Source organism: Rhodoglobus sp., assembly GCF_053580035.1.
Genome location: NZ_JBMDVL010000001.1, coordinates 713,583 through 739,992 on the forward strand (window position 1 = coordinate 713,583; position 26,410 = coordinate 739,992).

General features: G+C 59.6%; 28 protein-coding genes. 12 read left to right on the plus strand and 16 right to left on the minus strand.

Annotated features, from left to right (window positions below):
- The first annotated feature begins 62 nt into the window (after positions 1 to 62).
- Positions 63 to 1,016, plus strand: a complete 954-nt coding sequence (locus ACOH1Z_RS03490) for a PLP-dependent cysteine synthase family protein (protein ID WP_449647092.1) — start codon at positions 63 to 65, stop codon at positions 1,014 to 1,016.
- Positions 1,017 to 1,087: 71 nt separating this feature from the next.
- A complete protein-coding gene (locus ACOH1Z_RS03495; RefSeq protein ID WP_449647093.1) occupies positions 1,088 to 2,167 on the plus strand; it encodes a GNAT family N-acetyltransferase in 1,080 nt (359 codons plus the stop codon).
- On the opposite strand, the gene ACOH1Z_RS03500 is transcribed toward ACOH1Z_RS03495, so the two are convergent.
- Complete coding sequence (locus ACOH1Z_RS03500; protein WP_449647094.1) at positions 2,164 to 3,108, minus strand: Lrp/AsnC family transcriptional regulator; 945 nt, start codon at positions 3,106 to 3,108, stop codon at positions 2,164 to 2,166. The genes ACOH1Z_RS03495 and ACOH1Z_RS03500 overlap by 4 nt on opposite strands.
- 234 nt (positions 3,109 to 3,342) lie before the next feature.
- Between ACOH1Z_RS03500 and ACOH1Z_RS03505 the strand changes: the two genes are divergently transcribed.
- From ACOH1Z_RS03505 to ACOH1Z_RS03535, 7 genes are all read left to right on the plus strand, one after another.
- Positions 3,343 to 4,197, plus strand: coding sequence for a transporter substrate-binding domain-containing protein (locus ACOH1Z_RS03505; protein WP_449647095.1), 855 nt, complete (start codon positions 3,343 to 3,345; stop codon positions 4,195 to 4,197).
- 60 nt (positions 4,198 to 4,257) lie between these two features.
- Positions 4,258 to 5,007, plus strand: a complete 750-nt coding sequence (locus tag ACOH1Z_RS03510) for an amino acid ABC transporter permease (RefSeq protein WP_010203270.1) — start codon at positions 4,258 to 4,260, stop codon at positions 5,005 to 5,007.
- Positions 5,008 to 5,009: 2 nt separating this feature from the next.
- Positions 5,010 to 5,792 carry an amino acid ABC transporter ATP-binding protein gene (locus tag ACOH1Z_RS03515; protein WP_449647096.1) on the plus strand — a complete coding sequence of 261 codons (783 nt, stop codon included), beginning with the start codon at positions 5,010 to 5,012 and terminating at the stop codon, positions 5,790 to 5,792.
- On the plus strand, positions 5,782 to 6,798 hold the full coding sequence (locus tag ACOH1Z_RS03520) for a C-terminal binding protein (protein ID WP_449647097.1): 1,017 nt from the start codon (positions 5,782 to 5,784) through the stop codon (positions 6,796 to 6,798). Before ACOH1Z_RS03515 ends, ACOH1Z_RS03520 begins: the two co-directional genes overlap by 11 nt.
- A gap of 19 nt (positions 6,799 to 6,817) precedes the next feature.
- On the plus strand, positions 6,818 to 8,500 hold the full coding sequence (locus tag ACOH1Z_RS03525; protein ID WP_449647098.1) for an amidohydrolase: 1,683 nt from the start codon (positions 6,818 to 6,820) through the stop codon (positions 8,498 to 8,500).
- Positions 8,501 to 8,508: 8 nt separating this feature from the next.
- Entirely contained in the window at positions 8,509 to 10,191 is a 1,683-nt protein-coding gene (locus ACOH1Z_RS03530; RefSeq protein WP_449647099.1) for a thiamine pyrophosphate-binding protein, read from the plus strand.
- 71 nt (positions 10,192 to 10,262) lie between these two features.
- Positions 10,263 to 11,837, plus strand: a complete 1,575-nt coding sequence (locus ACOH1Z_RS03535) for a zinc-binding metallopeptidase family protein (protein ID WP_449647100.1) — start codon at positions 10,263 to 10,265, stop codon at positions 11,835 to 11,837.
- A 185-nt stretch (positions 11,838 to 12,022) separates the two neighbouring features.
- Here the strand turns inward: ACOH1Z_RS03535 and ACOH1Z_RS03540 are convergent, their stop codons facing one another.
- The 13 genes from ACOH1Z_RS03540 to ACOH1Z_RS03600 form a co-directional block, all read right to left on the minus strand.
- Positions 12,023 to 12,472 carry an immunoglobulin domain-containing protein gene (locus tag ACOH1Z_RS03540; protein WP_449647101.1) on the minus strand — a complete coding sequence of 150 codons (450 nt, stop codon included), beginning with the start codon at positions 12,470 to 12,472 and terminating at the stop codon, positions 12,023 to 12,025.
- Positions 12,473 to 12,534: 62 nt separating this feature from the next.
- Positions 12,535 to 12,675: a hypothetical protein gene (locus tag ACOH1Z_RS03545; protein WP_449648221.1), complete on the minus strand. Its 141-nt coding sequence runs from the start codon at positions 12,673 to 12,675 to the stop codon at positions 12,535 to 12,537.
- Positions 12,614 to 13,003: an RHS repeat-associated core domain-containing protein gene (locus ACOH1Z_RS03550; protein ID WP_449647102.1), complete on the minus strand. Its 390-nt coding sequence runs from the start codon at positions 13,001 to 13,003 to the stop codon at positions 12,614 to 12,616. The genes ACOH1Z_RS03545 and ACOH1Z_RS03550 overlap by 62 nt, the downstream gene beginning before the upstream one ends.
- Positions 13,004 to 13,059: 56 nt before the next feature.
- Positions 13,060 to 13,611 (minus strand): hypothetical protein, encoded by a 552-nt coding sequence (locus ACOH1Z_RS03555; protein WP_449647103.1) that lies wholly within the window; start codon positions 13,609 to 13,611, stop codon positions 13,060 to 13,062.
- Positions 13,612 to 13,830: 219 nt separating this feature from the next.
- Positions 13,831 to 14,256 carry a hypothetical protein gene (locus ACOH1Z_RS03560; protein ID WP_449647104.1) on the minus strand — a complete coding sequence of 142 codons (426 nt, stop codon included), beginning with the start codon at positions 14,254 to 14,256 and terminating at the stop codon, positions 13,831 to 13,833.
- A 67-nt stretch (positions 14,257 to 14,323) separates the two neighbouring features.
- Entirely contained in the window at positions 14,324 to 14,893 is a 570-nt protein-coding gene (locus ACOH1Z_RS03565; protein WP_449647105.1) for a hypothetical protein, read from the minus strand.
- Positions 14,894 to 14,984: 91 nt separating this feature from the next.
- Positions 14,985 to 15,368: an AHH domain-containing protein gene (locus tag ACOH1Z_RS03570; protein WP_449647106.1), complete on the minus strand. Its 384-nt coding sequence runs from the start codon at positions 15,366 to 15,368 to the stop codon at positions 14,985 to 14,987.
- Between the two features lie 214 nt (positions 15,369 to 15,582).
- Positions 15,583 to 15,789, minus strand: a complete 207-nt coding sequence (locus tag ACOH1Z_RS03575) for a hypothetical protein (RefSeq protein WP_449647107.1) — start codon at positions 15,787 to 15,789, stop codon at positions 15,583 to 15,585.
- Between the two features lie 362 nt (positions 15,790 to 16,151).
- A complete protein-coding gene (locus ACOH1Z_RS03580; RefSeq protein ID WP_449647108.1) occupies positions 16,152 to 17,372 on the minus strand; it encodes an RHS repeat-associated core domain-containing protein in 1,221 nt (406 codons plus the stop codon).
- A gap of 46 nt (positions 17,373 to 17,418) precedes the next feature.
- Positions 17,419 to 18,300: a bifunctional DNA-formamidopyrimidine glycosylase/DNA-(apurinic or apyrimidinic site) lyase gene (gene mutM, locus ACOH1Z_RS03585; protein WP_449647109.1), complete on the minus strand. Its 882-nt coding sequence runs from the start codon at positions 18,298 to 18,300 to the stop codon at positions 17,419 to 17,421.
- Between the two features lie 5 nt (positions 18,301 to 18,305).
- Positions 18,306 to 19,007: a ribonuclease III gene (rnc, locus tag ACOH1Z_RS03590; protein ID WP_449647110.1), complete on the minus strand. Its 702-nt coding sequence runs from the start codon at positions 19,005 to 19,007 to the stop codon at positions 18,306 to 18,308.
- A gap of 26 nt (positions 19,008 to 19,033) precedes the next feature.
- On the minus strand, positions 19,034 to 19,237 hold the full coding sequence (rpmF, locus tag ACOH1Z_RS03595) for a 50S ribosomal protein L32 (RefSeq protein ID WP_449647111.1): 204 nt from the start codon (positions 19,235 to 19,237) through the stop codon (positions 19,034 to 19,036).
- 2 nt (positions 19,238 to 19,239) lie between these two features.
- Positions 19,240 to 19,884 (minus strand): YceD family protein, encoded by a 645-nt coding sequence (locus tag ACOH1Z_RS03600; protein WP_449648187.1) that lies wholly within the window; start codon positions 19,882 to 19,884, stop codon positions 19,240 to 19,242.
- A 186-nt stretch (positions 19,885 to 20,070) separates the two neighbouring features.
- Here ACOH1Z_RS03600 and ACOH1Z_RS03605 point away from each other — a divergent pair, with 186 nt between their 5' ends.
- From ACOH1Z_RS03605 to ACOH1Z_RS03615, 3 genes are read left to right on the plus strand one after another with little or no spacing between them, the layout of a single operon-like run.
- Positions 20,071 to 21,045, plus strand: coding sequence for a putative F420-0 ABC transporter substrate-binding protein (locus ACOH1Z_RS03605; RefSeq protein WP_449647112.1), 975 nt, complete (start codon positions 20,071 to 20,073; stop codon positions 21,043 to 21,045).
- Entirely contained in the window at positions 21,038 to 22,048 is a 1,011-nt protein-coding gene (locus ACOH1Z_RS03610) for a putative F420-0 ABC transporter permease subunit (protein ID WP_449647113.1), read from the plus strand. Before ACOH1Z_RS03605 ends, ACOH1Z_RS03610 begins: the two co-directional genes overlap by 8 nt.
- Positions 22,045 to 22,830, plus strand: coding sequence for an ABC transporter ATP-binding protein (locus ACOH1Z_RS03615; protein ID WP_449647114.1), 786 nt, complete (start codon positions 22,045 to 22,047; stop codon positions 22,828 to 22,830). The genes ACOH1Z_RS03610 and ACOH1Z_RS03615 overlap by 4 nt, the downstream gene beginning before the upstream one ends.
- Here the strand turns inward: ACOH1Z_RS03615 and ACOH1Z_RS03620 are convergent.
- A complete protein-coding gene (locus ACOH1Z_RS03620; RefSeq protein WP_449647115.1) occupies positions 22,827 to 25,049 on the minus strand; it encodes a transglutaminase TgpA family protein in 2,223 nt (740 codons plus the stop codon). The two genes, ACOH1Z_RS03615 and ACOH1Z_RS03620, sit on opposite strands and share 4 nt — an antisense overlap.
- Entirely contained in the window at positions 25,036 to 26,406 is a 1,371-nt protein-coding gene (locus ACOH1Z_RS03625) for a DUF58 domain-containing protein (RefSeq protein WP_449647116.1), read from the minus strand. The genes ACOH1Z_RS03620 and ACOH1Z_RS03625 overlap by 14 nt, the downstream gene beginning before the upstream one ends.
- Between the last annotated feature and the right edge of the window lie 4 nt (positions 26,407 to 26,410).

Sequence of the window (26,410 nt, forward strand, 5' to 3'; positions counted from 1 at the left end):
GTCAACTGGTCCCAGTCGCGTGCGCGTCCTCGTGCCGCTGGGGGTAAGGATTTGGAGATCCAATGCGTCCCCCACTGCCAGCAAGTACAGCTCTCGACGCCATCGGAAACACGCCGGTTGTTCAGCTTCGGCGCCTTGTTTCGCAAGATTCCGCTGCGGTATTTGTCAAGCTCGAAGGTTTCAATCCCACCGGCTCCTATAAGGACCGAATGGCACTCGCCATGATCGAAGAGGCCGAGGAACGCGGTGCGCTAACCCGGGACCTGACGGTGATCGAATACACCGGCGGTAGTACCGGATCGTCACTTGCCTTTGTTTGCGCGGCAAAAGGTTACGGTTTTCACGCCGTCTCTTCAGACGCCTTTGCTGTTGCCAAGCTCAACACCATGCGGGCATTCGGGGCTCAGCTCACGGTCGTTCATAGCCCCAGTGGGGAAATTACTCCCGAACTCATCCCGGAGATGATTTCGGTTGCCGCCACCATCGCAGCGCAGGGTGGCTATTACCAGACCGACCAGTTCAACAACGCCGACTCCCTCATCGGGTATGCCGGGATCGGGCACGAGCTCCTCGCCCAATTCCCGGAAGGAATCGACGCTTTCTGTGGTGCTGTCGGTACCGCTGGGATGCTGATGGGGGTCGCGGGGGTACTCAAGGACAACTCCTCAAGCACTCAAATAATTGCGCTCGAACCCGCGTCGGCGCCCCTGCTTACCCTCGGGCACCCCGGACAACACCACGTTGAGGGCATCGGGGTAGGTTTCCTCCCTCCCCTCCTCGACAGCGAGCTGTATGACGACGCTCGGGCAATCGACGAGGCCGTGGCACGAAAGACATGTCGGCAGTTAGCCGAGCAGGAGGGGCTCCTGGTCGGCACCTCTTCTGGGCTGAACGTTGCTGCCGCACTCGAGCTTGCCAGGGAGCTCGGGCCAGGCAAAGTAGTCGTGACCGTCGCGTGCGACACCGGCCTGAAGTACCTCGACGACGATCTGTTCACCCGCCAAGCAATCGCTTGATCCTCTGGCGTCCACGAGAGTATTCTGGTCGGCTACCTCAGTAGCACCCAACCAGCCAGATTGGTGCGCTCATGTCAGAGTTCGATATTGCTACCGTTGAGATTCCGCGGGAACTTGATCCCACCCGCAGCGACAAATTTTGCCAGGCCATCGCGCTGGGCAACCTCAGCTACGAACTTGCGTTTGGCACGACCGATACGGCCTTTGATCTCACAGAAGAGCTCGGGCTGTGGCAGCCAAGTGAATTTGAGAAGTATCGGATGATCGTGGCGACGATCGATGGCCGCGTTGTCGGCTCCGGCACCTACGAGACAACGGTTGGCGACGACGTGGATACTGCATGGGTGATCGCTCACGTGCATCCTGACTACACACGGCGCGGGCTAGGGAGCGCACTACTCGCCGAACTAGAGAGTATCGCGCGGGCTGACAACAAACGTCAGGTGCACATGTACGCTCCGGCCGCCTTGAGCGATGGCCCTGTCATTGCAGCACCTACTGGGTTTGGCGCGGTGCCGAAAGACAACTCCGAAACTCAGTTCTTGTTTGCTCACGGCTTCAGCTTTGAACAGGTCGAACGAGTCAGTCGACTTGTACTACCCGTGACGGGTGTGCGATCACTAGTCGACGATGCAATTGACCATCTCAATCGCGACTACGCCGTACACGAGTGGGTCGACATCTGCCCCGAGCGGTGGCAAACGGATCTCGCGCTTCTCTACACCCGCATGAGCACCGATGAACCTTCCGCCGGCCTCGAGCCCCCAGAAGACATTTGGTCGGTGAAGCGACTTCTGGAATACCAAAGTCGTCTCGCCGAAAGCTCACTCACCATGGTTTACGCTGCAGTCGAGCACGTCGAGACCGGCACTCTTGTCGGGTACACCGCGCTGGCCGTGCCGCAAGAAACCAACCGCGCCGTCAACCAGGGAGGCACCATTGTGCTCGACGAGCATCGAGGACACCGCCTGGGGATGTTGCTTAAGGTTGTCAACCTGGCTCACCTCGAACGAGTCTCGCCGGGACACCCCTCTGTGATCACTTACAACGCAGAAGAGAACCGTCATATGCTCTCCACCAATGAGGCCGTCGGCTTTGTCCCTATCGGATACCAAGGAGTGTGGAAGCGGGTTCTCACTGCGGGCGACTAAATTGCAGCAGAATCCGTATGAGCTGCGAGAGCCACGGCACCCTCACGGATGCGATGCAAGCTGTGCTGATAGCGCTCCTTGTGAATCCGGGCGTGCAGCCACGTCTCCAATGACTTCACGCTGGTCAGCGCGCGAAGTTCCGCCACAAAGTCATTAAAATCACTGAGAGTAGGAAACGAGATGGTTGTCACGAAATCGAACCGACCTATCGTGCGTGCCATGAACTCCACCCCCGGTTGCTCATCAATAAGTCGCACGAGCGGGTCGGCATTTCCCATGGTGATGAATCCAAAACCGAACGTTAGATGCGAGGTCATATCGGTGCGTTCACGCAAGAGGCCAATGCGCATCGCCCCGGTTTCGGTGAGGCGGCTAATGCGGGTGCGACATCCACTGATCGATAGGTCAACGGCTTCAGCGAGTTCGGCGTAGCCCATGCGTCCGTCAATTTGGAGCAGTTCCATCAACTTAAGATCAGTCGCATCGAGCGGCAAATCTGCCAGGGCAGGTTCTTCTCCAAGGAAGAAGCTTTTGAGCGTTCGTTCATAGATCATCACCTGCACGTCGACTACGCCGTCGCAGGCGCGAATCGCGCGAATCTCTTCGTGCAGTTCCGCCATCGTCGCAGTGTGTACTTCGGTAATCAGTTGGTACTTGCCCGTGCGCTCCGAGACGAACACGGGCGAATTTAGCTCGCAAATTCGTTCCGCGAGCTCTCCCGCATCGCCTTCTGTCTGAATCGACAAGTGAGCGAGAACGTGCAGCCCGAGAAGCCGTGGGTGAACGGCCGCGATGATTCGGATGTCGCCAGAAACGAGTAGCGGGTTCAACCGCTTAGCGACACTTGCCCGGTTGGTGTCAAGTTGGCGCGCAATATCGCTGAACGACGTTCGGCCGTCCTGGCGCAGAATTGCGAAAGATTGCTCGGTTAGCTGGTCCACGGGGCCAGACTATCTCAACCCACTACTAAAACGTAGCGTTTTGTCACTTTATTGAGTGAAATTCCACGTTTTTCCCTCCATAAACCTCTCTTTCGTTTCATATTTGCGTCTTTTTGGTTACAGGACTGCAAATATGCATTGACTTTCGTGCCGAGTGTGAACACAATGGTCAGAACCAAATCACCCTCCCCAGCACATCCGGGGATGAATCGTTCTGCAGCCACAGGAGAAACAATGAAGAAATCGATCATGGGCATCGCCGCAGCAGTATCGCTCGCGGTAGTGCTGACCGGATGTGCCGCTGGCACTGAAGCCACGACAGACACCACAGACTCCACCTCATCCAACGCCCCTGAAGGTCTCGTTAACGCCAACGCCTTCACCGCGTGCATCGACCCGGAATACGCACCCCTTGAGTACTACGCAGACTCGACTGGCGGCGACATCATCGGCTTCGACGCTGACGGCATCCGCGCCGTTGCTGACTACTGGGGCGTCGAAACCAAATTCGAAATCACCTCGTTTGACGGACTCATGCCTGGACTCCAGACCGGCCGCTGCGACGTCATCTTCGGCGGCCTCTACATGAGCGAAGAGCGCCTACAGATCGCCGACGCCTCCGCCGTCATGAATGCGGGTCCCGCAGCGCTGGCAGCACCCGACCTCGCAGCGAAGCTCAAAGAAGGCGCCGACCTGTGCGGACTGCGCGTTGCAACGCAGGCAGCATCCAGCAACACGGTGAGCGTTCAGAAGCTCAGCGACCAGTGCATCGCAGATGGCAAAGAAGGCATCACCAATACCGAGTACCCCAAGACTGCAGAAACCGTACTCGCCGTGATCAACGGCAAGTCCGACGTGCTTGTCGAAACCAACGTCGCAGCCGCCTACATGGCCACCCAGAATGACGGACTACTCGCCGTAGCCAACGGCGTCTTCGACCCAGACACCACCTTCGGAGTCTTCACCCCCAAGGACGGCGTACTCACGGCTGCAGTTGCTGAGGCCCTCCGCGCCCTCTACGACAACGGCACTCTCGAGAAGATCGCCGCCGATTACAACCTCGACGCCTCGATCGTCGACGTCTACTAAGAACACTCGACTGTGGGTGGTCACCTCGCGTGACCACCCACAACCAGGGAGTCACACCACATGATCTTTGATCCAGAAATCTTCTTCACCCAACTCGTCAACCCCGCCTACCTCTGGGGTGCACTCATCTCCGTCGGAGTCGCAGCGTGCTCGCTCGTCATCGCCACAGTGCTCGGCTTCTTCCTCGCCATCGGGCGAACCTCCAAGCAGCGCTACCTTCGCGCTCCAGCACACCTCTACGTCTGGTTCTTCCGGGCACTGCCTGCGCTACTCGTTCTGCTCATCATGTGGAACGCACTCCCCCAGATGTTTCCCGCCCTTCGCTCTGACTGGTACACACCGTTCGTGGCAGCATCCGTCGGTCTCGGTTTGGTCGAAGCAGCCTTCATGGCAGAAATCATTCGCTCAGCGTTGAGCAGCGTGGATGACGGTCAAGAACTTGCCGCTCGCGCTCTGGGAATGAAACCTGGCTCCGTAATGCGCAGGGTGGTCTTGCCGCAGGCGATCCGTACCGCGCTGCCGCCGACTGGCAACGAATTCATTGGACTCATCAAGTACTCCTCCCTGGCATCCGTGATTTCGCTCAAAGAGTTGCTCACCACCGCCCAAGTCGGGGTAAACATCACCTTCCGCTACGCCGAGTACTACACCGTCGCGATCATGTACTACCTCGTCATCGTGACGATTATCACTCTCGTGCAGAGTCGGATCGAGAAACGTTTCCTTTGGACGTCTCGTGGCGTCAAGAAGAACACCGACCCGATCAGCCTGAGCACACGGGCACTCGCAACGGTCTCGAAGGAGAAGTAAGCATGAGCACAGAAACCGTGAACACCGTTCCTACCCTTCAAGTTTCGAACCTCCACAAGGCGTACAACGGAACCGAAGTTCTCAAGGGCGTCGAATTCCAGATCAACAAAGGTCAAGTCAAGGCAGTTCTCGGTCCATCCGGTTCCGGTAAATCGACGATGTTGCGCCTGATGGCACTACTCGAGCCTGCCGACCGGGGAGAAATCAGCCTCGATGGCAATCGAATCGGCGCCTCAGACAACAACGGCCGCATCGCGCACCACTCCGAGCGCAGACTCGCAGTGCAACGTCGCGATATCGGCATGGTGTTTCAGAAATTCAACCTATTTCCGCATCTCAACGCGCTCGAAAATGTGGTGCTCGCACTCACCGAAGTGCAGAAAGTCGGCAAAGCCGAAGCTCGCGAGCGCGCCTTCCTGATGCTCAACAAAGTGGGCCTCGGCGATCGCGACCGGCACTTTCCCTCCGAACTTTCCGGAGGTCAGCAGCAGCGGGTTGCAATCGCGCGGGCACTCGTCCTGAACCCGCACGTCATGCTCTTCGACGAGCCAACATCCGCACTCGACCCTGAGCTGGTCGGTGAAGTGCTCGAGGTCATGGAAAACCTCGCTGCCGGCGGCATGACAATGATTGTGGTCACCCACGAAGTAAAATTTGCGCGTCGCGCGGCCGATGAGGTCACCCTCTTCGACAGCGGAGTGATTGTCGAACAGGCCGAACCTGGCGAGTTCTTCGATAACCCGCAGCATGAGCGCACGAAGCAGTTCTTGAGCCATGTCCACTAACACCGGCGGCGTGCTTCGCGCCGTCTACACCGACCTCGATGGCACCGACTTCAGTGCCGGGCGGGAGCTTCTCAGCTCCGCCGGGTTCGACGTCAGCTACCTCGATTCGCTGGATGCTGAAACGATCGTCGCCGGGGCCGCTGGCGCCAGTGCGTTGCTTGTCGGTTATGCCGAAATCACGCGGTCCATGATCGAGCGGATGCCCTCCGTGAAGATCATCGCGCTGATGTCGATGGGCTTTGACAACGTGGATGTGGATGCGGCAACCGAGCACGGAATCTGGGTAACGACAATCGTCGGCGCAGCCACCGAAGAGGTCGCGACTCACGCGCTGGCAATGGCGCTTCACTTGGCACGCGGCATCACGTTCTCACAGCAGGCCGTCGTTTTCGGCCGGTGGAACGACCGCGATGCTCTCGTGCAACCGCGCCTCAGCGAGTGCACTCTCGGCCTTATGGGGTTGGGCAGGATCGGTATGAAGTTCGCCGAACTTGCACGCCAGCTATTCGGCGAGATTATCGGCTACGACCCGTTCATTCCGGACACTGACGAGACTCGTGCGCGCTTCGCAGCGGCTGGCGTTCGCCGGGTCGATGCCGCGACGGTTCGTTCGAGTTCACATTTCCTCTCGCTGCACCTGCCGCTCACTGCCGACACCGCCGCCATGGTCGACGCCGCATTCCTTGGCTCGATGAAACCGCTGTCCTATCTCATCAACGTGAGCCGCGGCGGACTCGTCGATAGTTCAGCACTGTGCGAAGCGCTCGACAGCGGGCACCTTGCTGGCGCTGGCCTCGATGTCTTGGATGCCGAACCGCCGAGCTCCGAGCATCCGCTCCTCGGTCATCCTCGTGCTCTCATCACACCGCACATCGCGTACTTCTCTGGTCGCAGTGAAGCAGAGTACGTGCGGCTGCAAGCCCAGAACGTTGTCTCATGGGCCCAACGCGGCACACCAGACACGCCTCTCGTGCCCTTAGCGGCACCCTCACTCTCCACTCACTAAGAACCCCACCGGAGTACTCATGCGCAAGCTTTCGGCCTTTGATGTGCCACTTTCAGAATTCACCCCCACGGTAGTGACCGCGCGAGCCATCCACACTCTGGATGCCGCCAACACTGTCGTGGATGCCATGCTCATGTTTGCTGGCACAATCGCCGCGGTCGGAACCGTCGACGAATGTCTCGACGCGGCCGCACAGCTGTCACCAGCGTCGCCGTCGCGTGTCGACCTCGGAGCTCAGGTCATTGTTCCTGGCTTCATTGATGCGCACGCTCACCCGTTGATGCTCGGTCAGCTGATGAGCTGGGTGGATTGTGGTCCAAACAAAGCGTCGAACATTCCTGAGATTGTCGCGCTTCTGAAGGCTGCGGCTGACACTGTACCTGAGGGCCAGCCGATTCGCGGTTACGGCTATGAACAGCGCAATCTTGCCGAACAGCGTCACCCTCATCGCACCGAGCTTGACGAGGTCGCTCTCGACCGCGAGGTGTACCTCATGAATGCTTCTGGCCACGGTGGTGTCGTCAACAGCTACACCTTCGAACTTTTTGGCATCAATCGTGACACCAAGAACCCCGATGGTGGCGAATTTTTCCGCGATGTCGATGGCGATCTCACGGGCGAACTTTCGGATGCCGCCTGCAACATTCTGACTGGTCTCGGCGGAGTGAAGGTCGGCCATCATGGCCCCAACTTTCACCTCGCCGACACCCCGGCTGAGCACGTGCGCCAACTTGCTGTGGCACAGGATGCCTTCCTTCAGGGTGGCGTCACGACAATCGGTGACGCCCAGGTGTCGCGTCGCGAATTCGACACCTACTTGCGCCTGGCCGAGGAGAACCAGCTCAAGACGCGCATTTCGATGTATCTGCTGTCTCACTTGCTCGAGGAAGCGATCGAGACCGGGATGCACGGCGCCTTCGGTAACGCCCACTTGAGTTTCTCGGGCATCAAGTTCTACGCGGACGGTACGCTCGGCGGCTGGACCGCGTACTTCCCCGATGGCTATGTCGGAGATCCCTGCCGCACCGGTCAGCTGTACCACGAGCCCGCCGACTACAAGGCGCTCATCAGCCGCGCTCACGCCGTTGGCCTCCAGACGGCAACCCACGCGCAATCGCCGACCGCAATCGAGATGGTTGTTGACGCGATCGAAGCGGCCCAAGCCGAGCACCCAGACAGTGACGCCCGGCACCGCATCGAACACTGCGGCCTGCCCACCGCCGACCACATTTCACGGATGGCGACGGCCGGCATCCGGCCCGTCAACCAGCCGCAGCACCACTTCAACTGGGGTGAGGGTGTTGAACAGGCCATCGGCACTCCCGGCGAGCGCTTCAACCCTCTTGGCGAGTTTGCTGCTGCTGGCGTTCCGATCACGATCAGTTCGGATGCGCCAGTCGCCGACCCGCGCCCGCTCGAAGCCATTCAGGCGGCGACCACGCGCATCACTCGTCGTGGCACCCAGCTAGGCCCAGACAGCCTCGCGATTTCTCGGGAACAGGCGTTGCGCGCTCACACCATCAACGCCGCCTATTCTCTGGGTCGCGAAGATGACCTCGGCAGCCTCGAGGTCGGCAAACGTGCCGACTTTGCCGTGCTCACCGCCGATATTTTCGAAACCGAATGTGCCCAAATTGGCGAGATCGCTGTCGCTGAAACCTGGGTTGATGGCGTTCGCCAGTACAGCGCCGAAGCGAAGTGAGCACGGCGATGACTACGACCACGAACGACAACTACACCGCTGAGGCTGCGGCAACGGCCTCTGCCGTGGGCGTCGATGTCAACAACGCAGGCCTTGCCATCATGACGGTGCTGCGCAACTACGGAATCGACACCGTGTTTGGGATTCCCGGAACCCACAACCTCGAGTTGTACCGCCCTCTGAGCGCACTCGGCATCCACCCTGTGACGACTCGCCATGAGCAGGGCGCGAGCTATGGGTCCGATGGCTGGTCGCAGCAGACCGGACTGCCCGGTGTCGTGATCACCACCTCCGGCCCCGGCCTGCTCAACGCTCTGTCGGGCGCGGGCACCGCATATTGCGAATCCCGCCCGATGATCCTCATCTCCCCCGGCGTCGCCGAAGGCAGCGAGTTCGCCGACAATGGCGCCCTGCACGAGACGAAAGATTCCACGGGCGCCGCTGGCGCCATCGTGGAGTGGAGCCGTCGAGTGACGAGCGCAACGGATGCCGTCACCGCCGTTCACGACGCCTTCGAGCTGTTCCGCTATGGTCGCCCGCGCCCCGTGCACATCGAGATTCCTCTCAATGTGCTCGAGTCAGCGAGCGATTGCCCGGAAGAATTGCTGCAGGCCCGCCCTGAGCGTGCCCGCGCCGCCGCTGATGCCGGTGCCGTCGAACGCGCCGCCGAGATCTTGGCCGCTGCCGCGCATCCCGTCATCATCGCTGGTGGCGGTGCGAGCCGTATCGGCAGCGAGCTCACCGCTCTCGCCGAATCGCTGGGCGCGCCCGTCGTGACAACACTCAATGGCAAGGCGTCGATTCCGGAGACTCACCCGCTTTCGCTGGCCTCCGAGATCCGTTTGCCCGTCATCCACGAGCTCATCAATGCCTCGGATGCCGTACTCATCATTGGCTCAAAGCTGGGCGAAGCGGAGCTGTGGGGCGGCGTTATCGCGCCGGCTGGCACGGTCATCCGCATCGACGTCTTGGAGTCGCAACTCAACAAGAACGTCGCCAGCGATCTCGGGCTGGTGGGAGACAGCGCGGTGATCGTTGGTCAGTTGCGCGACGCTCTGGCGGCACAGCCCATCACGGGCAACGCGACAACGGCTGCGGAACTCGACGCCGTGCGCGAAACCGCGGTTCGTGAAGCTCAAGAAGTGTCACCGACGCTGCACCGAGTGGCGGCCCTGATTAACGATGCGATCCCCGAGAACGCGATCATCGCGGGTGATTCCTCACAGATCACGTATTTCGGGATGGCGAGTGTTGTGCGTCAAGACACTTCGCACTCGTTCCTGTACACGCCGGCCTATGCCACCCTCGGTTATGGTCTGCCCGCGGCAATCGGGGCAAAGGTGGCCTCACCTGATCGCCCCGTAGTGTGCGTGGTTGGCGACGGTGCCCTCATGTTCGCGGTGCAAGAGTTCATCACGGCCATTGAGCAGGGCCTCGATCTCACTATCGTGTGTGTCGATAATGGTGGTTACGCCGAGATCAACCAGAACGAGCGCGACCGAGGCATCACTCCTGTCGGAGTGGTACTCGCGCAGCCCAATTGGTCGGTGCTCTCTGCGGCTTTCGGTGGTCATGGCTTTTCGGTGACCCAGCCCGAGCAACTCACGGAGACCGTAGCTCAGGCCATTGCGACTCCGGGGCTCGCCCTTGTGCACGTTCCGCTCGCCATCTTCGAAGCCGCACACGGCTAGCCCTCTCGGCGGTTCGCGCCACCGACAACTCTCCAATTCTCACCACTTCTTTTCACCTCAAGGATCACGACATGACAGAACTCGCTCTCGCCGCCGGCGCTAAAGTCACCGCCCGCACGTGGGTGGATGACAACATGCCTCGCCTCTCCGAGTGGCACAGCCACATTTGGCAGCTCGCCGAGCCGGCCTGGCGCGAGTTCCGTTCAGCCCAGTGGTACGTCGAGCTACTGCGCACCGAGGGCTTCACGGTTGAAGAAGGTTCGGCCGGGATGCCGACCGCTTTCAGCGCGGAATGGACCAACGGCACTGGCGGGCCCACGATGTTGAGCTACGCCGAATACGACGCGGTGCCCGGCAACAACCAGTCGGCATCCGTCACCGAAGACAGCCGCGAGGGGATGAGCCGCTTCGCGCCCGGCCACACCGACCCGCACTCAGCGCTCGGCATTTCTACTCTTGCCGGGCTGCTCGCCACCAAGCACGCCATGGAGAAGCACAACATCCCCGGCACCCTCAAGTACACGGGCGAGCCCGCCGAAAAGATGCACGGCTCCAAGGTCGTTCATGGACTGCGCGGCTACTACGACAACGTGGATGCCATCGTGAGCTTCCACCCCTTCTACATGCTGCCGCTCTGCAACACCGCCCGCTGGGACACCCAGTGCGGTGCCTACTACAGCAAGGTGTACACCTTCATTTGCGATGAGCCGGAGTCGTGGCAGCTCAATGCCAACCCCAACTCCCCCATCCCTGCTTCGCACTCTGCGGCACGCGCTCCCGGCGCCAACGTTGCCCTGATGTCGATGTACACCTCGTCGCGCATCATGCAGGATGCCATGCTCCCGAGCTTTGGAGGGTGGAGTCTCAGCGACGCCATCTTGCTCGACGGTCAAGCAACCGCCGACAATCTGCCGGCGCGCGTTGCCCGCATCCAGTATTCGTGGCGCACGCCGAACATCGAGATGGCGGAGCACGTGCTCGCTGTGCTCGACCGCAACGCTGAGCACGCCGGTGCCATGGCGCACTGCGATGTTGAGACGACCTGGGTGGCACGCAGCCGTCCCGGTCGCACCAACCACGCGATGTCGACCGTTCTCTACAACAACCTCGAGACGGTTGGCGCTCCCAGCTACGGCGCTGACGCGATCGCTGTTGCTCAAGAGATTCAGCGCAATCTCGGGCTCGACGCCATGGAGAAGCCTTTCCTCGACGAATGCGAGCAGCTCATCACCCCGCAGGATGCCGAGAAGGCACTGCGCGAACACCTCGCCCCGTGGCAGCAGAACTGGACAAGCGACGACTACGTCGAAATGACGCACTACGCGCCGACCGTTCGCTTTTATGTCTCACGCCCCGCGCTCAAGCCTGCGCCAGGCAAAGGCGCCTACCCGGGGTGGGTCATGAATGCTCTCGGCGGCATCCCCGAGACGATCGACCCCACCATCGAGACCGCCGGCAAGACCGTTGCAGGAACTTTCATCGACTTGCTGGTTGACCCCGCACTCCTCGCCGAGGCGAAGAACGAGTTCGACAAGCGAGTCGCTGACGAACCGATGCCCGCCCTGCTGCCGGTGGACTTCCAGCCACCGATCGATCTCCCCTGGCCCGACTACCGCACCAGCGGTGACGCACGCACCTGGGGCTAAAACGCGCTCGCTAGATTGCCGGCATTGGCGATCTAGCGAGCTGCACCACGAGTATGGTGTCGTGCTTGTTTCCTGCCGCACTGAAGACCCTCGAAAAGCGACTTGGCTTGGAATGGTGATGTGCTAGCCGATCCTCCGCGCGCCAGAAAATCTTCGGCATTTCCTCGTCTGTCTACCTGCGTTGCTTACGCATCCCGAAAGACTGCGCTTACCAACGAAAATGATGAGTTCCAGTGCGGTAGGTAAGCATCTACCTCCGATCGATCGAGATCGATATAGTCCTCAGTCCAGCCGCGGAGACTAGTGACATCTCCCGCAAAGAAGGCGGCGGAATCCGCGCGCAATACCAACTCTCCTGCGGGCGGCCACAAGCCCAGTACCAGCTCGAACGAATCAGAAGATCCACCTAGCTCGGAGCCGTCTATGGTCCAACACGTCATGGCGGTATCGCGACTCGGCCCTGACCAAGAAAAGTCCCGAACACCAGAAGCCACAAGTAGTCCGGTGGTTGCTTCCCGAAGTTGGAGCGCCATACGAAGATCGAAAAGGATTCCAACTTTCAGTCTCAGAGCGTCGAATCGCACCTCGAGAAGTTGCGCTTCTTGGAGGGCATGTTCCTCCGTCAACGGATTCATTTCCGGCTTCGCTTGCCACTTCCGAAGTGCCGGATCAAATTCAAGGAGTTCATGGAGCTTCATCATGGCAGCGGCAGGCGGGCAAAGGGGTGGTTACGGTCGATTCCCGCCCCACTAAGTGGATTAACCGTGTCACCGCTCTTATTCATGTAAGCAGCGTAGCCCTGCGGATACGGATACTTGCCGGTCGTCGTAGGATCCATAATCCGAACGCCAGTTACGTTCGGATGGAGCTCCGGGGTGCCCCGAGGGATTTCGTAAGTCATCATCAGACACAAAGTTCCACAGACCGGTGGGATCAATTCTCAACAGCGGATTATTCGAGACATACGCGTACGGGTCACCTGTGAAGTACAGAGCAGGGTCGACTGTAAGGAACTGGCCCGTCCTCGGGTCGTAGTCCCTCGCGCGCATGTAGATCAGACCAGTGTCGACATCGGTCAAATTACCGGAAAACCCGAATGCAGAGTCCTTAGTTCCAGTATGCGTTCGTTTACCGAACGGGTCATAAGCATTAGTCGAGGTGACCACACCTGCTAACCCAGTATGTTGATCGGTTGAGCAATTATTTTCGGTCGCCGCCGAGGCTACAACTTGTTTCGTGTTCGCCTGCGCCTCATGGTTTCTGCGCGACGTGCGGTGGCTTCTTGGCCCACTACGGGATCACTCTTCAGAGAATCAATGAGGACTTCGCCCCTGGCTCCGGCGAGAGCCAAGATGGGCTTCACAAATAACACTCGGTTCTTGCCGCTTGATGGGCTTGTGATCAGCTCAATGAGCGAATCAATTTGCTCTTTAGTCGCGCATGCGGCGAGTGCAGCTGCTAACCCGTCGCGCTCGTCACTCTCATTCGCCATCTTGTAGAGCGTTACGAGACGTTCCCAATATTGAACAGATGGCTTCACTGCGAGCGCACGCGCCAAGCCCTCATTCACTCGATCAGGGTATTTGCCCCGCTCTAAGTGTTCGATGAGGACCGGCAGGGCGCGTGGATACGGCGTGCTCGTATTAATAAGATCCCAAACCGAATCCACCTCAACACCAGCAGAGTGAAGTGCCTTGACTATTGGGCGTTCAGCATTTCGCCACTCGGCGGCATGCGCTTCGCGCGCTGATTCACGAGCAGCTGAGGCAGCCATGAACTCAGTGTCTGTGGACAATTCAGCCATGAATCCCCCGGCCGTCGTCCCGCGCGGTCGTCTCTTTTCGCGCGTCATGGAATAAACTTTAACTCAATGTCACCTTTGGCAATCGCGGTGAGTAGAGATTTTGTCAATTCAGCACCAGTCTTGACGTAGAGGTCGAACTCAGGCGACAACCCAAGCACGCGATCGCCTGACTCTGGCTGACATTCCCGGCTACGAAAAACCACTATCCGCGCTCAAACGCATAGCCAGGGAACGAAGTGACTCAAGCCGTCCATTGATAATCCCTTTTCGCTGCGCGAACTTCTCCGCAAGCTCAATCGAATCAGCAATCAGTGGCAAAAGAACTTCTTTCGGATCGAGCGGCACCGGCGACTGGGGAACAGCCGCTTGTATTAAGAGCAAGCGCTCGTTCCGCGAGTATCGCCCGGTCCTGACGCCTGAAAAATCCACCGGAAGGACCTCGCCCGGCACCTGAAAGACCAAGTTCACGCGCAGGGCGGACTCGACTTGGGCTCTTTCCTCGATGACTGTGCGTGCCAGTTCCATTACGGCATCACCCCATGCTCGGGAGTCGGCGCTCGTGCCGCCCACGATTACCCCGAGCGAGAACGCCGGTGTTGATTGGTCATCATTCATGGAGAACCGTTTGCAAAGCTGCCCGACCGGCGCTCGGAAATACCTCGAACTAACAGCTGGCACAGAGTTAGGGCTGATCACCGTGGTCATCGAGCAAGACAAAGTCGGTACCCGAGGTCTGTCCCGTCGCCAGAATTGCGTCGACAAGTTCGCCGGTAAAGTACACGGGGCCGCGCTCCATTTCAGCAACCCTGAACGCTCCGGCCTTTTCAACGACATGAGGGTGAAACATCGGCCGCGGCATATACATGATTCCGCCGTCGCTAAATCTCGCGGGCTCAGACGCTACCTCGTCTAAGGCACCTTCCAATAAAGGGGCACCGAAGACTGCTAATCGGGCTTCCCTGCACTTAACAGGAAACACGCTGCCGTACCCGCTGAGCAATGGACCAACGGTGTCGATAGCCTCGTCACGAAGCAACAAGAGGTTTGACCCGAGCCACGGCATCAGTGCTCGCTTCTCGCGGCGGCCCCGATCATCGGTTTTTGATAATTTCAGTTCAACTTCACTGATCATTGACGGCTGTGATCCCGCCTCCAACGTATGCAAAGTCTCAAAATAGGCCTCGTCAATCGGAAGCGCCCACTCAAACCCCTCAGGACTCCTTACTCGATAGACGCGCACGCGTGAACTCATTGCGGGAAACCGCCCGAGCGAAGTTGCGACCTTATAAAGCCAAGCGCATCCGTCGCGCGCGCGGGAGAGGTTGAACTCAATAACAACTCATTCACCTCTTGATAATAAAGCTTTGTGTGGATAGTGCTGTGGACCGCGGCGCCTGTCGGGTTGGGGACATCAAACGCCCAGGCAAGAACACTCCATTTCTCGCATCATTGATGTCAATCCCAAACCCCTGAAGCGCCGCTCTGGCGTCCGCCGCATTACTTGAGAGTCCGGCCATAATGTGATGGGCAGCAGTGCCTGCAGGGCGAGTTGTTCCAGCGGCTTCGAGGTTGGCTCCAAGTACCCGTGATGAGGGTCGCGAGATGGCCACCGCTGTATTCGCCGCGCCCGCCACGCTTGCCCCTCCACTGACAAGCCCGCTGAGGACTGTGATGCCGGCAACTCCAACGGCACCGCCGCCGAAGTACCGGCTGCCTCTATCGACCACGCAATTCAGCCCAATGGATTCCCTGAACGAAGCCGTAGGGTTCGTTCCGATTGGCTACGAGGGGGTGAGGAAGCAGGAGTTGAGCTAGCTGCAGCGCTAATCGGTGACTAAGCCAAAACTGCCGGCCCACAACGGTGAAACAAAAACAAGCGGGTCGCCAAAACGCGAGGATGCAGCCACTTAACCTTGGGAGCCGGTCGTGCGGGAGGTTCTTTTACTTCTCGGCGCCCTCTTCAAAGAGAAGGGTGAAGTCGGTACCCGAGGTCTGTCCCGTCGCAAGAATCGCGTCAACAAGTTCGCCCGTCAGGTGCAGATCACCCCGCGGCATTTCCGCGAGTTTAAACGCGCCAGCGCCCGAAACCACATCTGAGTGAAAGATCGGCTGAGGCATATACATGATTCCGCCGTCGCTGAATCTCACGGGCTCAGACGCTACCTCGTCCAAGGCACCCTCCAATAAGGGGGCGCCAAACACCGCCAATCGAGCTTCTCTACACCGGACAGGAAAAACCGTGCCATACGCGCCCAGCAAAGGACCAACGATGTCGATAGCTTCATCACGAAGCACCAGGAGACTAGATCCGAGCCAAGGCATCATTGCGCGACGTCGCTCACGTCGACTCCGATCGTCCAGTTTAATCAGTTCCATCTCAATCGCGCCAAGAACAGACAGCTGTGAACTAGGCCCCAATGTGTTGAGTGTTTCGAAATCGGTATCGTCCACCGGCAGCGCCCACTCAAACCCATCAGAACCTATTGGGCGGTAGACACGCACTGGTGAACTCATCGCGGAAACCCGCCAGAGAGAAGTTGCGACCTGATCAGGTTGAGGACATCGGTCGCACCAGCGGGAGAGGTTGACTTCACCACGAGTCTGTTTACCTCCTGATAATAGGCATTCGTATGAATCGTACTGTGGACCGCTGCGCCTGTCGGGTTAGGGGACGTCAAACGCCCAGGCAAGAATACCCCGTTGCTGGCGTCATTAATGTCAATGCCAAGCCTCTGGAGAGTAGCCCTAGATTGCGCCGCGCTTTTGGCATTTCCGGCCACAATGTGATGGGCAGCAGAGCCTGCAGGGCGAATTGTCCCGGCAGCTTCGAGGTTCGCTCCCAGCACCCGGGAAGAGGGTCGCGAGATGGCCACCGTCGTATTCGCCGCGCCCGCCGCGCTTGCCCCTCCACTGACGAGCCCGCTGAGGGCTGTGATGCCGGCGACTCCTACAACACCACCTCCGAAGTACCAACTGCCTTTATCTACGACACAGTTCGTACCGACGGACTCCCTAAACAAGTCGGTGAACCCAAGGCTTGCACCATCCCCGAATCCCACTATTGCGCTCGTGGCGCCTGCCAGACTGCCTCGCATCATGCTCACCGCGAGAGGGTCAATGACATCAGACACAAGGTCCCACAGACCGGTGGGATCAATTCTCAACAGCGGATTATTCGAGACATACGCGTACGGGTCACCTGTGAAGTACAGAGCAGGGTCGACTGTAAGGAACTGGCCCGTCCTCGGGTCGTAGTCCCTCGCGCGCATGTAGATCAGACCAGTGTCGACATCGGTCAAATTACCGGAAAACCCGAATGCAGAGTCCTTAGTTCCAGTATGCGTTCGTTTACCGAACGGGTCATAAGCATTAGTCGAGGTGACCACGCCCGAGCCACTAGTTGTCATCCGGGTCGAACCGATAAGGTCCGCATGCAAATAGTCAATATTGCCAGCACTATCAATCTGCGCGAGCGGAGTGTGTGATGGCCCGTACAGATAGCTAGTCGAGCCTGCTTCGACCAAGAGCGGCAGACTGCCACTGACATCCCACAGGTATCGTGTAGTCGCCGCACCCTTCGTACGCGACTGTCGGAGATTGTCCCCATCAGCCGTGTAAGTGACCGCCGTTGCCGAGCCCGGCAACGCCACAGAAGCGAGCGCATCGGCTGCGTTGTACGCGTAGCTCGTTGTCTGGGCAGGAGTACTGCCGATTCGAGGGGCAAGGCGCACACCCACGTTATAACTGGTTCAACCAACTATGGACCGCGAACAATCCTCAGCGAATGCGCTGGCAGAACTTGCAGAAGTGCGATCCTCGGTTCATGAAGCTCTCGCGCACAACCTCGCGACCGCAGCGCGGGCACGCCCGCCCTTGCTGGCCGTAGACATTGAGCGAGTGCGCGAAGTAGCCAGATTCGCCGTTCACGTTGAGGTACTGCGTATCGAAGCTCGTGCCGCCTTCGGCTAAAGCCTTAGAGAACACGGCCCTCACTTCAGCGAGCAGCTGCACTGCTTTCGCCCGGCTGAGAGTCTCGGTGGGCTGGTTGTAGTGCACACGGGCGGCCCAGAGCGCTTCGTCCGCATAGATATTGCCGACCCCGCTGATGAGGGTCTGATCAAGCAGCGCCCGCTTCACAGTCGTGCGCTTCGCCTTCAGCGACCGCAAAAACTTCGCATCATCGAAGAAGGGGTCGAGTGGATCACGAGCGATGTGAGCGACTTGGCTCGGCACCGCGAAAGCGGGCTGATCAACGGTGGGCAGCATGCTGTCGATCGCCATCGAGCCGAAAATACGTTGGTCGACAAAGTTGAGGCGCAGTGCGCCGTGGTCAGGATGATCAAGTTCGATGCGGATGCGCGTGAGCCGGTCATCCGTGCTCCGATCGCGCAAAAGCACCTGCCCGCTCATGCCGAGATGCGTGACGAGCGCTTCATCTTGCGCTTCATCGCTATCGGCGAGAGGCAGCCACATGAACTTGCCCCGGCGCTGAGGCGTCAGAAAGGTGCGGCCGGTCAGACGGTCGACAAAGTCTTCGCTTGGCCCCTCATGGCGACGCAGAGAGCGCTCGTCAAAGACGGTGACGGATGCCGCCATCGCGCCAGTGACGGCCGGTTCGAGCCCTGCGCGCACAACTTCAACCTCGGGAAGTTCGGGCACGCCAGCTACTTCACTGCGGTTTGGAGGAGGGTCCAGGCTTCGAGCGCCGCGGCCATCTCGGCCTGCTTCTTGCTGGAGCCGACGCCAGTCGAAATGACCTTATCGGAGAGGACAACACTGGCGTGGAAACGTTTGGAATGGTCGGGGCCGCTATCTTCGATGCGATAGTCGGGCACACCACGACCCATTTTTGCTGCGAGCTCTTGAAGACTCGTCTTCGGGTCCATGGCGGCGCCAAAACGTTCAGGATCAGCCAACAGCGGTGCCACAAGTCTCAAGACGAGCGCAGTTGCTTCGTCACCGCCCAGATCAAGGTAGGCGGCACCGATGACCGCCTCGACAGTGTCTGCCAGAATCGACGGCTTTTCGCGTCCACCAGTCTGCTCTTCGCCTTTGCCAAGACGGATGAAGGCGCCCAACCCAATTTGGCGCGCGATCTCGGCAAGCGCAACAGAAGAAACGAGACTAGCCCGGCGCTTGGCAAGGTCGCCCTCATCAAGATCCGGGTTATCGCGATACAGCTTGACCGTAACCGCCTGGCCAAGAATTGAATCACCAAGAAACTCGAGCCGCTCATTGTTGGCAATGCCGCCGTTTTCGTACGCGAAAGAGCGATGCGTTAGCGCAAGCACAAGCAAATCGGGGTCAATACTGACCCCGAGCACGGCGGAGAGCTCAGCCGGTGCGCTAGAGCCCGTGACCGCCATGATGTGACCCGAGAAAAGGAAACTAGTTAAACGTCAGCTACCTTGCGGCCCTTGTACTCCAGGTACAGAGGCGTGCCAGCGGAGTCTTCGACTACCTTGGCGCGGTGCGGGAGGCTGTAAACGGTCTTGCCGTTTTCAACGGTCTTGACGAGTGTGGGAGGGGTTGCCTTCCACTGGGCGCGGCGCATGCGGGTGCTGGCCCGCGACATCTTGCGCTTTGGTACTGCCATGACTAACTCTTTTCTTCTTGGGTCTCAGGTGAATCGTTCGCGTCGTTCAAATCGTGATCGTGCGAGTCTTGCGTGAAATCTTGGAGGCCAGCCAACGCTGCCCAGCGGGCATCAATCGGCGCTTCGTGTTCGTGTCCTGGATTATCGAGCAACCGAACCCCACACTCAGGGCACAGGCCAAGACAATCCTTCTGACAGACCGGCTGGAACGGTAATGATAAAACCACCGCATCCCGCACTACAGGTTCTAGATCGATGTATTCGTCGATAACCGTGTAGTCGAAAGCTTCGTCCTCAGAATACGCGAAAAGTTCTTGAAACTCGACTCGAACCGGCAGCGTGACATCAATGAGGCAGCGAACACACTCTGCCTTAGCTTTTCCCGCGACAACGGCATCCACCAAAATACCGTCATGAAGTGATTCACAACGGCCATCGATGGACAATTCCGCGCCCTGGGGAACCTCAATTACGGTGGTCCCAAAGGTTTCGGGTACGACGATGTCGAGCGAGTGCTCTCTCATCTCACCTGGGCGGTGCATGAGATCGCGCACCAACACGGCATACGGACTCTCGTTGATTCTAGACACGATCGTCAATTCTACCCTCGCAACAGCCTCGCTGTCGCCCCCGGTCAGCGATCGCACAGCCACTCGGTGCTCGTATGAAGGGCGACCATGACATCTCCGCCCTAATAGGATGGTTTCTACAGACCCGTGCGCTTGGTATGGCGTGGTTGGTTTGCCCAGGATTGGGCTGCCGGTCTTCTCGAAACACTATTCACCCTGTTCCGCGCGCCCAGCGCCGAAATTCACGGTTTTTCGGAGGCCCCTTTGTCTGTACTTTCCCGCACCGCGCTTGTCGCCGGTGTCTCACTTTTTGCTCTCAGCGGATGCGCGGCTACCGCCACCCCGTCAACAGCTCCGTCGAGCGACTCCTCAACCGACACCGTCGAGCTGAGCAATTGCGGTTTCGATGTGAGTTTCGATTCCGCACCAGAACGCGTAATCACCATCAAGTCGTCCACTACTGAGCTGCTGCTGGCGCTCGGGCTCGGCGATCGCATCATTGGAACCGCATTCCAGGATGGTCCGGTGCCCGAGAAATGGGCATCCGAAGCTTCAGGACTCACCTCGATCGCGGAGCGCGTACCCAGCGAAGAGGCCGTGCTTGACCGTGAACCCGACCTAGTCTTCGCCGGCTGGGAATCAACATTCAGCGCTGATGGTGCCGGTGAACGTGCCGACCTCAGCGCGCTCGGCATCAACACCTTTGTGGCACCCTCCGCCTGCCAGAGCGCTGAACAGCCCGCACAATTGACATTCGACAACGTGTTTAACGACATCGAAACTGTTGCCTCAATTTTCCGCGTCGATTCGAGCGACCTGATCACCGACCAGCGTGATCGACTCGCAGCAATCGATGCCAATGGTGATTCGCGCACAGCACTCTGGTTCTCGTCCGGGTCTGACACCCCCTACGTTGGCGCCGGAATCGGTGCCCCGCAGTTGTTGCTCGACACCGTCGGCCTCACCAACATTGCCGCCGATGTGGATGCCACCTGGGCACCATACAACTGGGAAGCCGTAGTCGACGCTGACCCCGATTTCATCGTGCTGGTGGATGCCGCCTGGAACAGTGCCGAGAAGAAGATCGGCGTTCTCGAGGCGAACCCCGCAACCGCAAACCTCAGCGCGGTGAAGGCTGGCCGTTACCTCGTGGTGCCCTTCGCGGCAAGTGAAGCTGGCGTGCGCAGCGTAGAGGCAGCAGAAAGTTTGACTGCTCAAATTGCGGAGCTCGATGGCTAAGGTTTCTCCCTTCGCGCTCGGCGCCGCTCTCGGGGTCGCACTTCTGGTGTCGATCACGATTGCGGTGACGATCGGGCCTGCCGACATCCGATTTGATGAGGTGTGGCGGTCAATCGGCAGCCATCTCGGCATCGGGGTGAGCCCGTTAACGGAACTGCGCGATGGAATTGTGTGGCAATTGCGGTTGCCGCGGGTGCTCACTGCGGCTGCGGTTGGAGCCGGGCTGGCGCTAAGCGGTGCCGTTATGCAGGCAATCACTCGCAATCCGCTTGCCGACCCGTATTTGCTCGGGCTGTCTTCTGGTGCTGCGCTTGGTGCGGTCTCGGTTTTGCTGCTCGGCGCGGCCATCCTTTTGCCGTTGGCTGCGTTCGTGGGTGCACTTCTCGCGCTGACGTTGACGCTGCTGCTCGCCGGGTCGCTTGGCTCGATCACTCCCTCACGCACTGTGCTTGCGGGGATTGCTGTTTCGGCCCTCGCCTCCGCAATCACAAGCTTTGTGATCTTCTGGACGGTCACCGGTGACTCCTACCGCGAAGTTCTTTCGTGGCTGCTTGGTTCGCTGAGCGGTGCACGCTGGCCCGCTGTCGCCATCACAATGACAGCGATCATTGTTGTCGGCATCCCGGTGATGCTCACGGGGCGCTTGCTCGATTCTTTTGCGTTTGGCGATGTGCAAGCCGCGTCGCTCGGCGTCAACGTCAGCGCGACGCGGTGGGGGCTTCTCGCGGCGACTGCGCTCGTCACCGGAGCCATGGTCTCAGTCAGCGGCTCCATCGGATTCGTCGGACTCATCTTGCCTCACGCCGTGAGACTGCTCGTCGGGCCCGGCCATCGAGCGCTGTTGCCCCTCAGCGCACTATTGGGGGCAGTGTTCCTCGTCTGGGCAGACACGCTCGCCCGCACGCTTTTTGATCCACGAGAGATCCCGGTGGGGATCGTGACCGCGATGATCGGCGCTCCCATCTTTGCCTTCCTGCTCACTCGTCGAAAGAGTTCAACATGAGCGAGCAGAATGGCCTCGTTGGCGAACGCATCAGCGTCACGATCGACGGCACCCTCCTCATCGACAATGTCGACTGCACCGTCGCCCGCGGCTCGCTGAGCGCGCTCGTCGGGCCAAACGGTGCCGGAAAGTCCACCCTGTTGCGTGCCCTTACCGCCGTGCAGGTTCCGGCATCCGGCTCCGTTCACTTCGATGGAGAAAACCTCCTCGGGATGCCGCGAAGACAACGCGCACGTTTGGCGGCGTTTGTGGAGCAGGATGCAACCACAGACTCATCGCTCACCGTCGACATGGTTGTGCAGCTTGGCCGACTCCCCCACCAGTCACTGTGGGAAGCGGATTCCGCCGAGTCAGCAGCTGTCGTCACCGAAAGCCTCGCCACCGTGGGTATGACCGACTTTCGGGGCCGAGAATTCCAGAGTCTTTCTGGCGGCGAAAAGCAGCGTGTAATGCTCGCTCGGGCGCTCGCTCAGCAACCACAATTGCTCACGCTCGACGAGCCAACGAACCACCTCGACATTGCCGCGCAACTTGCGGTCCTCGAGCTGCTTGCAGAGCTCCGCACCACCGGGGTTACCGTGCTGGCGGCGTTGCACGATCTGTCACTCGCCGCGAGCTACTGCGATCACATCATCGTGCTCTCGCACGGTCGCGTTGTGGCTGCTGGCCCTACCGAAACGGTACTCACTGAAGCGCTTATCGCTGACGTCTACGGCGTGCGAGCCTCAATTCTTCACAACCCGGTTACTGGCAAACCGGTCATTGGTTTTAGTCCCGCCTAGCGGGACCGTTCGACCGGCCCAAACGCTGTGCGCGGTGCCCAGCGTGCCCGCAGTCGCGCTCGCCAATTCGCAGCGGACCTCAATGACGTCAGCGCCGATCTCACAGCCGCCGGTCGCAACGCAGTCGCGCGCGGACCAAAGGCAGCAGCTTCGACACTGGTCAGAAGGCTTGCCAGTGCGCTCGCACTCGACGAACCCAGCTGAGCTGCCATCTGTTCATATTGCTGGCGCGGGGTGGCGGTTGCACTAATGGCTAGCCCCAGATCTCGGGCGGTGTCACGCACTTCGCGCCAGGCCGGAGCGACACCTCCTCGAGAGACGGCGGTCAAGCGCAGCCCACGACGAATCGCCCTCACGAGCGCTGGTATCAGCAGGAGAACCGGTAGCGCGAGAAGCAACCACCAGAACGGGGATACCGCAGCGGGGCCAGTCGGTGAACTACTCGGTTGCTCATCAAGAGGGAGATCGGGGCGGGCTCCGGAGGTCGCTGTCGGCGTGGGTGCTGGCGTTGCGGCAGGCTCTGGTTGGGACTCATCTACGTCTGGCGTATTGGGATCGTCAACGATGCTTTGCGCGAACCGGGGCTCAGTGCCCACAGAGACCGTTGGTTCGAACCGGATCCACCCGACGGTCGGAAAGTACAACTCCGGCCACGCGTGCAAATTGTCCGTCGTCACGACGAACCGAATCTCGTCAGTTTCCTCATCTGCTTTCTTTTGACCGGGCGTGAACCCGACAACGACGCGGGCAGGGATGTCGAGAGTGCGGGCCATCGCCGCCATAGCGGAGGCAAAATGCACGCAGTAGCCGCTGCGCGCGCTCAAGAACTCGGCGAGGACCTCTGCCCCAGAACCGTCATAGTCATCGGTGAGCGGCGCACTCTCGGAATACTCAAAATCGGTGTCTTTGAAGAACGACTGAAGAGCGAGCGCTTGATCAAAACGCGTAGGCAGGTCACCAGCCACGTCAAGCGCCGTCTCGCCAACAACGGCCGGTAGCGTTTCGGGTAGCGCCAGATATTTGTCAAAACCGTCTGGCAGCACTGTCGGAGCCGCCTTCAATTGCTCGATCGATGGCGCTGGTGTGACGAACGACACTTCATACGCTTGATCTTTTGAGTTGGCATCCACAGTGGAAACGGTGAGGCCCTCTGGTTCCCAACTCCAGTCGCCATCCAGCCCCGAAATGCCAGACGTCGCATAGGGAACAGGCAAATATTTACCTCGGATGCGCTCAATTTCGATCTGCATCATGTTTTCGCTGCGCGGCACCTCTGGCGTAAGCCCCGCAGGCTCGGGGAACGTGTCAATCGCATCACTACGTGCATCGTCGTTCTCCGATGGCCGCCACGTGTCATCGTCGAACGTGTCGAGGGCGGCAACCCGGAGGTACTCGCCCGTGCCCTCAGCGGTGTACTGCAGGGCAAGCAGGGGTGCGTTACGCCGCAGATCACTGCTCAGGTTGATGATGGGATTCACGCCAGTCGAGATCAGGCCAGGACGACTTCCCGCGTCAACCGCAGGCTCAACGCTTGGCAGCAACACAGGAACGATGAGCGAAATCACGAGAGCTACCGCCACTAAAGGCCACGCTGTGCGCACGCTGGCCCTTTGAGAAGCAACCAACAAGATCGCGACATACGCCAGCGCCGTCGTCGCGAAGACAAAAGCATCATGCAACTCGCTGCGAACCAGACTCGGCACCAGCAACAGAATCAACAACGGGATGCCGGTTAACGCCGGTTTGCGCAGCACGAAGGCTGCAACATCCATGGCGAGCGTCACCGCTAGCGCACCCAAACAGATCAGAAAGACGATGCCAATTTCGGCATCCGCAGGAAAACGTTGATTCGCGATCGACTCATCGCCGTCGCTGACGAGTTGCGCAAAGCGGGCAAAAGTCTCGCCCGTCGGGATGATCCCGGCAATCGCCGTGTCGGCCGCAAACATCAGGATGAGAATGACTCCGCCAGAGAGGAAGGCCGCGATCGTGCCGACAAGACGACGCTTGGTCACACCGCGAACCGCAGCGGCGGTGGCTAACATCACCATCACCATTGCCATGAACGGGAACCACCATGCCCCCTCCGTCAGCACGGCCCCAAGGCTGCCGGCTGCGATGCCAACAGCCAACGCCATGACACCGGCCATCGACCACAGTTGAAGCCGGTAGGTGTGGCGCTCGATGCTAGCCAAACGTGCGCTATCAGTGACGTTCACGCGCCACCATCGATTCCGCGACGAACAGATTCCAGGCGTCAGCGACATCGTCAAACGACTGCACCGAGATGACTCTCCAGCCTGCGGCACGAAGCTCCACCGCGAGAGGCGGACGCTGCGGTGCGTTCGTCCGCTCCCGATCGCCAAAACTAGAGGTCGATTCCACTATGAATACCACCGCGAGCACAGTGCTGGTCGATTGACTCACGAGGTAATCAATCGTCGCCGGTTCAGGCCGTGCAACCAACGCGATGACCGGACCACGCGCGAACGAACGAGATGCAGGGTCACCCCACCAGTCGGCCGGCGTTTCAATCGGAGCCAGAGCCGCGAGTCGAGTCAGCAATTCTTGCTCAGCAGACGATCTGCGGTGCAGCGTTGCGGCATCCGTCAACTGCGATTGCCCCGTTTCAATGATCTGAACAAGGAATCCTTCTCGACGCAACTGCACCGCCGCGGATGCCAACATGCCAACAACCCATTCAAAGCGGGCACTGTGCGCCGGCGATACCCGGTCGCCGCCAACAGCCCGCAGTGATGTTGCCCGACTCGCATCGGGATAACCCTCCAATCGGGTATCGACAATGATTCGGGCCTCGGGATAACTGTGCTGCTCCTCTTGGCGAACCATCAAGCTGCCGTGTCTGGCGGACGCTTTCCAATGCACCCGGCGCATCGCATCGCCGCGCCGGTACTCGCGCGTCATTGCGTCGTCATCATCGCCGGCCGACCGGCGCTGGACAACGCGTGCCTCACCGTCACCCGACTGAGCAACAAGCGCACTCGTTGCGAGTTGTGCGACCCGCGGAGTCACGATGAGCGAGGACTCGGAGCCAACGTTCCAGGCGCCCCACGCAAGCTCGAATGGATCAGTTGCCTCAACGACGAGAGGACCGATCTCAAAAATTCCCCTGCTGGCTGGCGTCAATGAATAACTCAATTGCGCCGCGCTGCGGTCACTCGCCAAGCGAGTCTTGACCGACAACCGCGGAAGCCAACCGCTGTCTGTCACCCAGGGCCGCCACGGCAACGCATCTCGCCACCGCACAGGCGAAGTCGCTCGCTGTGAATGATTATCAACGCGCAGGGTTACCGCAGTGGTGTTTCCCGCCTCAACAACGGGGAACGAAAAACGACGAGAAACGCTCAGCGCCGACTCCCGAGTTCGCACAAACAACAGCGCGACAAGGGGCAACGCAACCGCGAAGCATCCGACATATAACAAAATTGGCATATCGACGCCGAAACCCAGAAGAACCGTCACTATCCCCCACACCACGAAGACAATTCCTCGGCGCGTCAGACGGGCACCGCCAAGAATGATGCGGATAGATCGCCGAAAGTCTGCGCGGGGCATGATG

What these genes read in the sequence shown, in the direction of transcription:
- ACOH1Z_RS03490 (WP_449647092.1), top strand. Translation starts at nt 63, where the DNA reads ATGCGTCCCCCACTGCCAGCAAGTACAGCTCTCGACGCCATCGGAAAC.
- ACOH1Z_RS03495 (WP_449647093.1), top strand. Translation starts at nt 1,088, where the DNA reads ATGTCAGAGTTCGATATTGCTACCGTTGAGATTCCGCGGGAACTTGAT.
- ACOH1Z_RS03505 (WP_449647095.1), top strand. Translation starts at nt 3,343, where the DNA reads ATGAAGAAATCGATCATGGGCATCGCCGCAGCAGTATCGCTCGCGGTA.
- ACOH1Z_RS03510 (WP_010203270.1), top strand. Translation starts at nt 4,258, where the DNA reads ATGATCTTTGATCCAGAAATCTTCTTCACCCAACTCGTCAACCCCGCC.
- ACOH1Z_RS03515 (WP_449647096.1), top strand. Translation starts at nt 5,010, where the DNA reads ATGAGCACAGAAACCGTGAACACCGTTCCTACCCTTCAAGTTTCGAAC.
- ACOH1Z_RS03520 (WP_449647097.1), top strand. Translation starts at nt 5,782, where the DNA reads ATGTCCACTAACACCGGCGGCGTGCTTCGCGCCGTCTACACCGACCTC.
- ACOH1Z_RS03525 (WP_449647098.1), top strand. Translation starts at nt 6,818, where the DNA reads ATGCGCAAGCTTTCGGCCTTTGATGTGCCACTTTCAGAATTCACCCCC.
- ACOH1Z_RS03530 (WP_449647099.1), top strand. Translation starts at nt 8,509, where the DNA reads ATGACTACGACCACGAACGACAACTACACCGCTGAGGCTGCGGCAACG.
- ACOH1Z_RS03535 (WP_449647100.1), top strand. Translation starts at nt 10,263, where the DNA reads ATGACAGAACTCGCTCTCGCCGCCGGCGCTAAAGTCACCGCCCGCACG.
- ACOH1Z_RS03540 (WP_449647101.1), bottom strand. Translation starts at nt 12,472, where the DNA reads ATGAATCCGTTGACGGAGGAACATGCCCTCCAAGAAGCGCAACTTCTC.
- ACOH1Z_RS03545 (WP_449648221.1), bottom strand. Translation starts at nt 12,675, where the DNA reads ATGGATCCTACGACGACCGGCAAGTATCCGTATCCGCAGGGCTACGCT.
- ACOH1Z_RS03555 (WP_449647103.1), bottom strand. Translation starts at nt 13,611, where the DNA reads ATGGCTGCCTCAGCTGCTCGTGAATCAGCGCGCGAAGCGCATGCCGCC.
- ACOH1Z_RS03560 (WP_449647104.1), bottom strand. Translation starts at nt 14,256, where the DNA reads ATGAATGATGACCAATCAACACCGGCGTTCTCGCTCGGGGTAATCGTG.
- ACOH1Z_RS03565 (WP_449647105.1), bottom strand. Translation starts at nt 14,893, where the DNA reads ATGAGTTCACGCGTGCGCGTCTATCGAGTAAGGAGTCCTGAGGGGTTT.
- rnc (WP_449647110.1), bottom strand. Translation starts at nt 19,007, where the DNA reads ATGGCGGTCACGGGCTCTAGCGCACCGGCTGAGCTCTCCGCCGTGCTC.
- rpmF (WP_449647111.1), bottom strand. Translation starts at nt 19,237, where the DNA reads ATGGCAGTACCAAAGCGCAAGATGTCGCGGGCCAGCACCCGCATGCGC.
- ACOH1Z_RS03610 (WP_449647113.1), top strand. Translation starts at nt 21,038, where the DNA reads ATGGCTAAGGTTTCTCCCTTCGCGCTCGGCGCCGCTCTCGGGGTCGCA.
- ACOH1Z_RS03615 (WP_449647114.1), top strand. Translation starts at nt 22,045, where the DNA reads ATGAGCGAGCAGAATGGCCTCGTTGGCGAACGCATCAGCGTCACGATC.
- ACOH1Z_RS03625 (WP_449647116.1), bottom strand. Translation starts at nt 26,406, where the DNA reads ATGCCCCGCGCAGACTTTCGGCGATCTATCCGCATCATTCTTGGCGGT.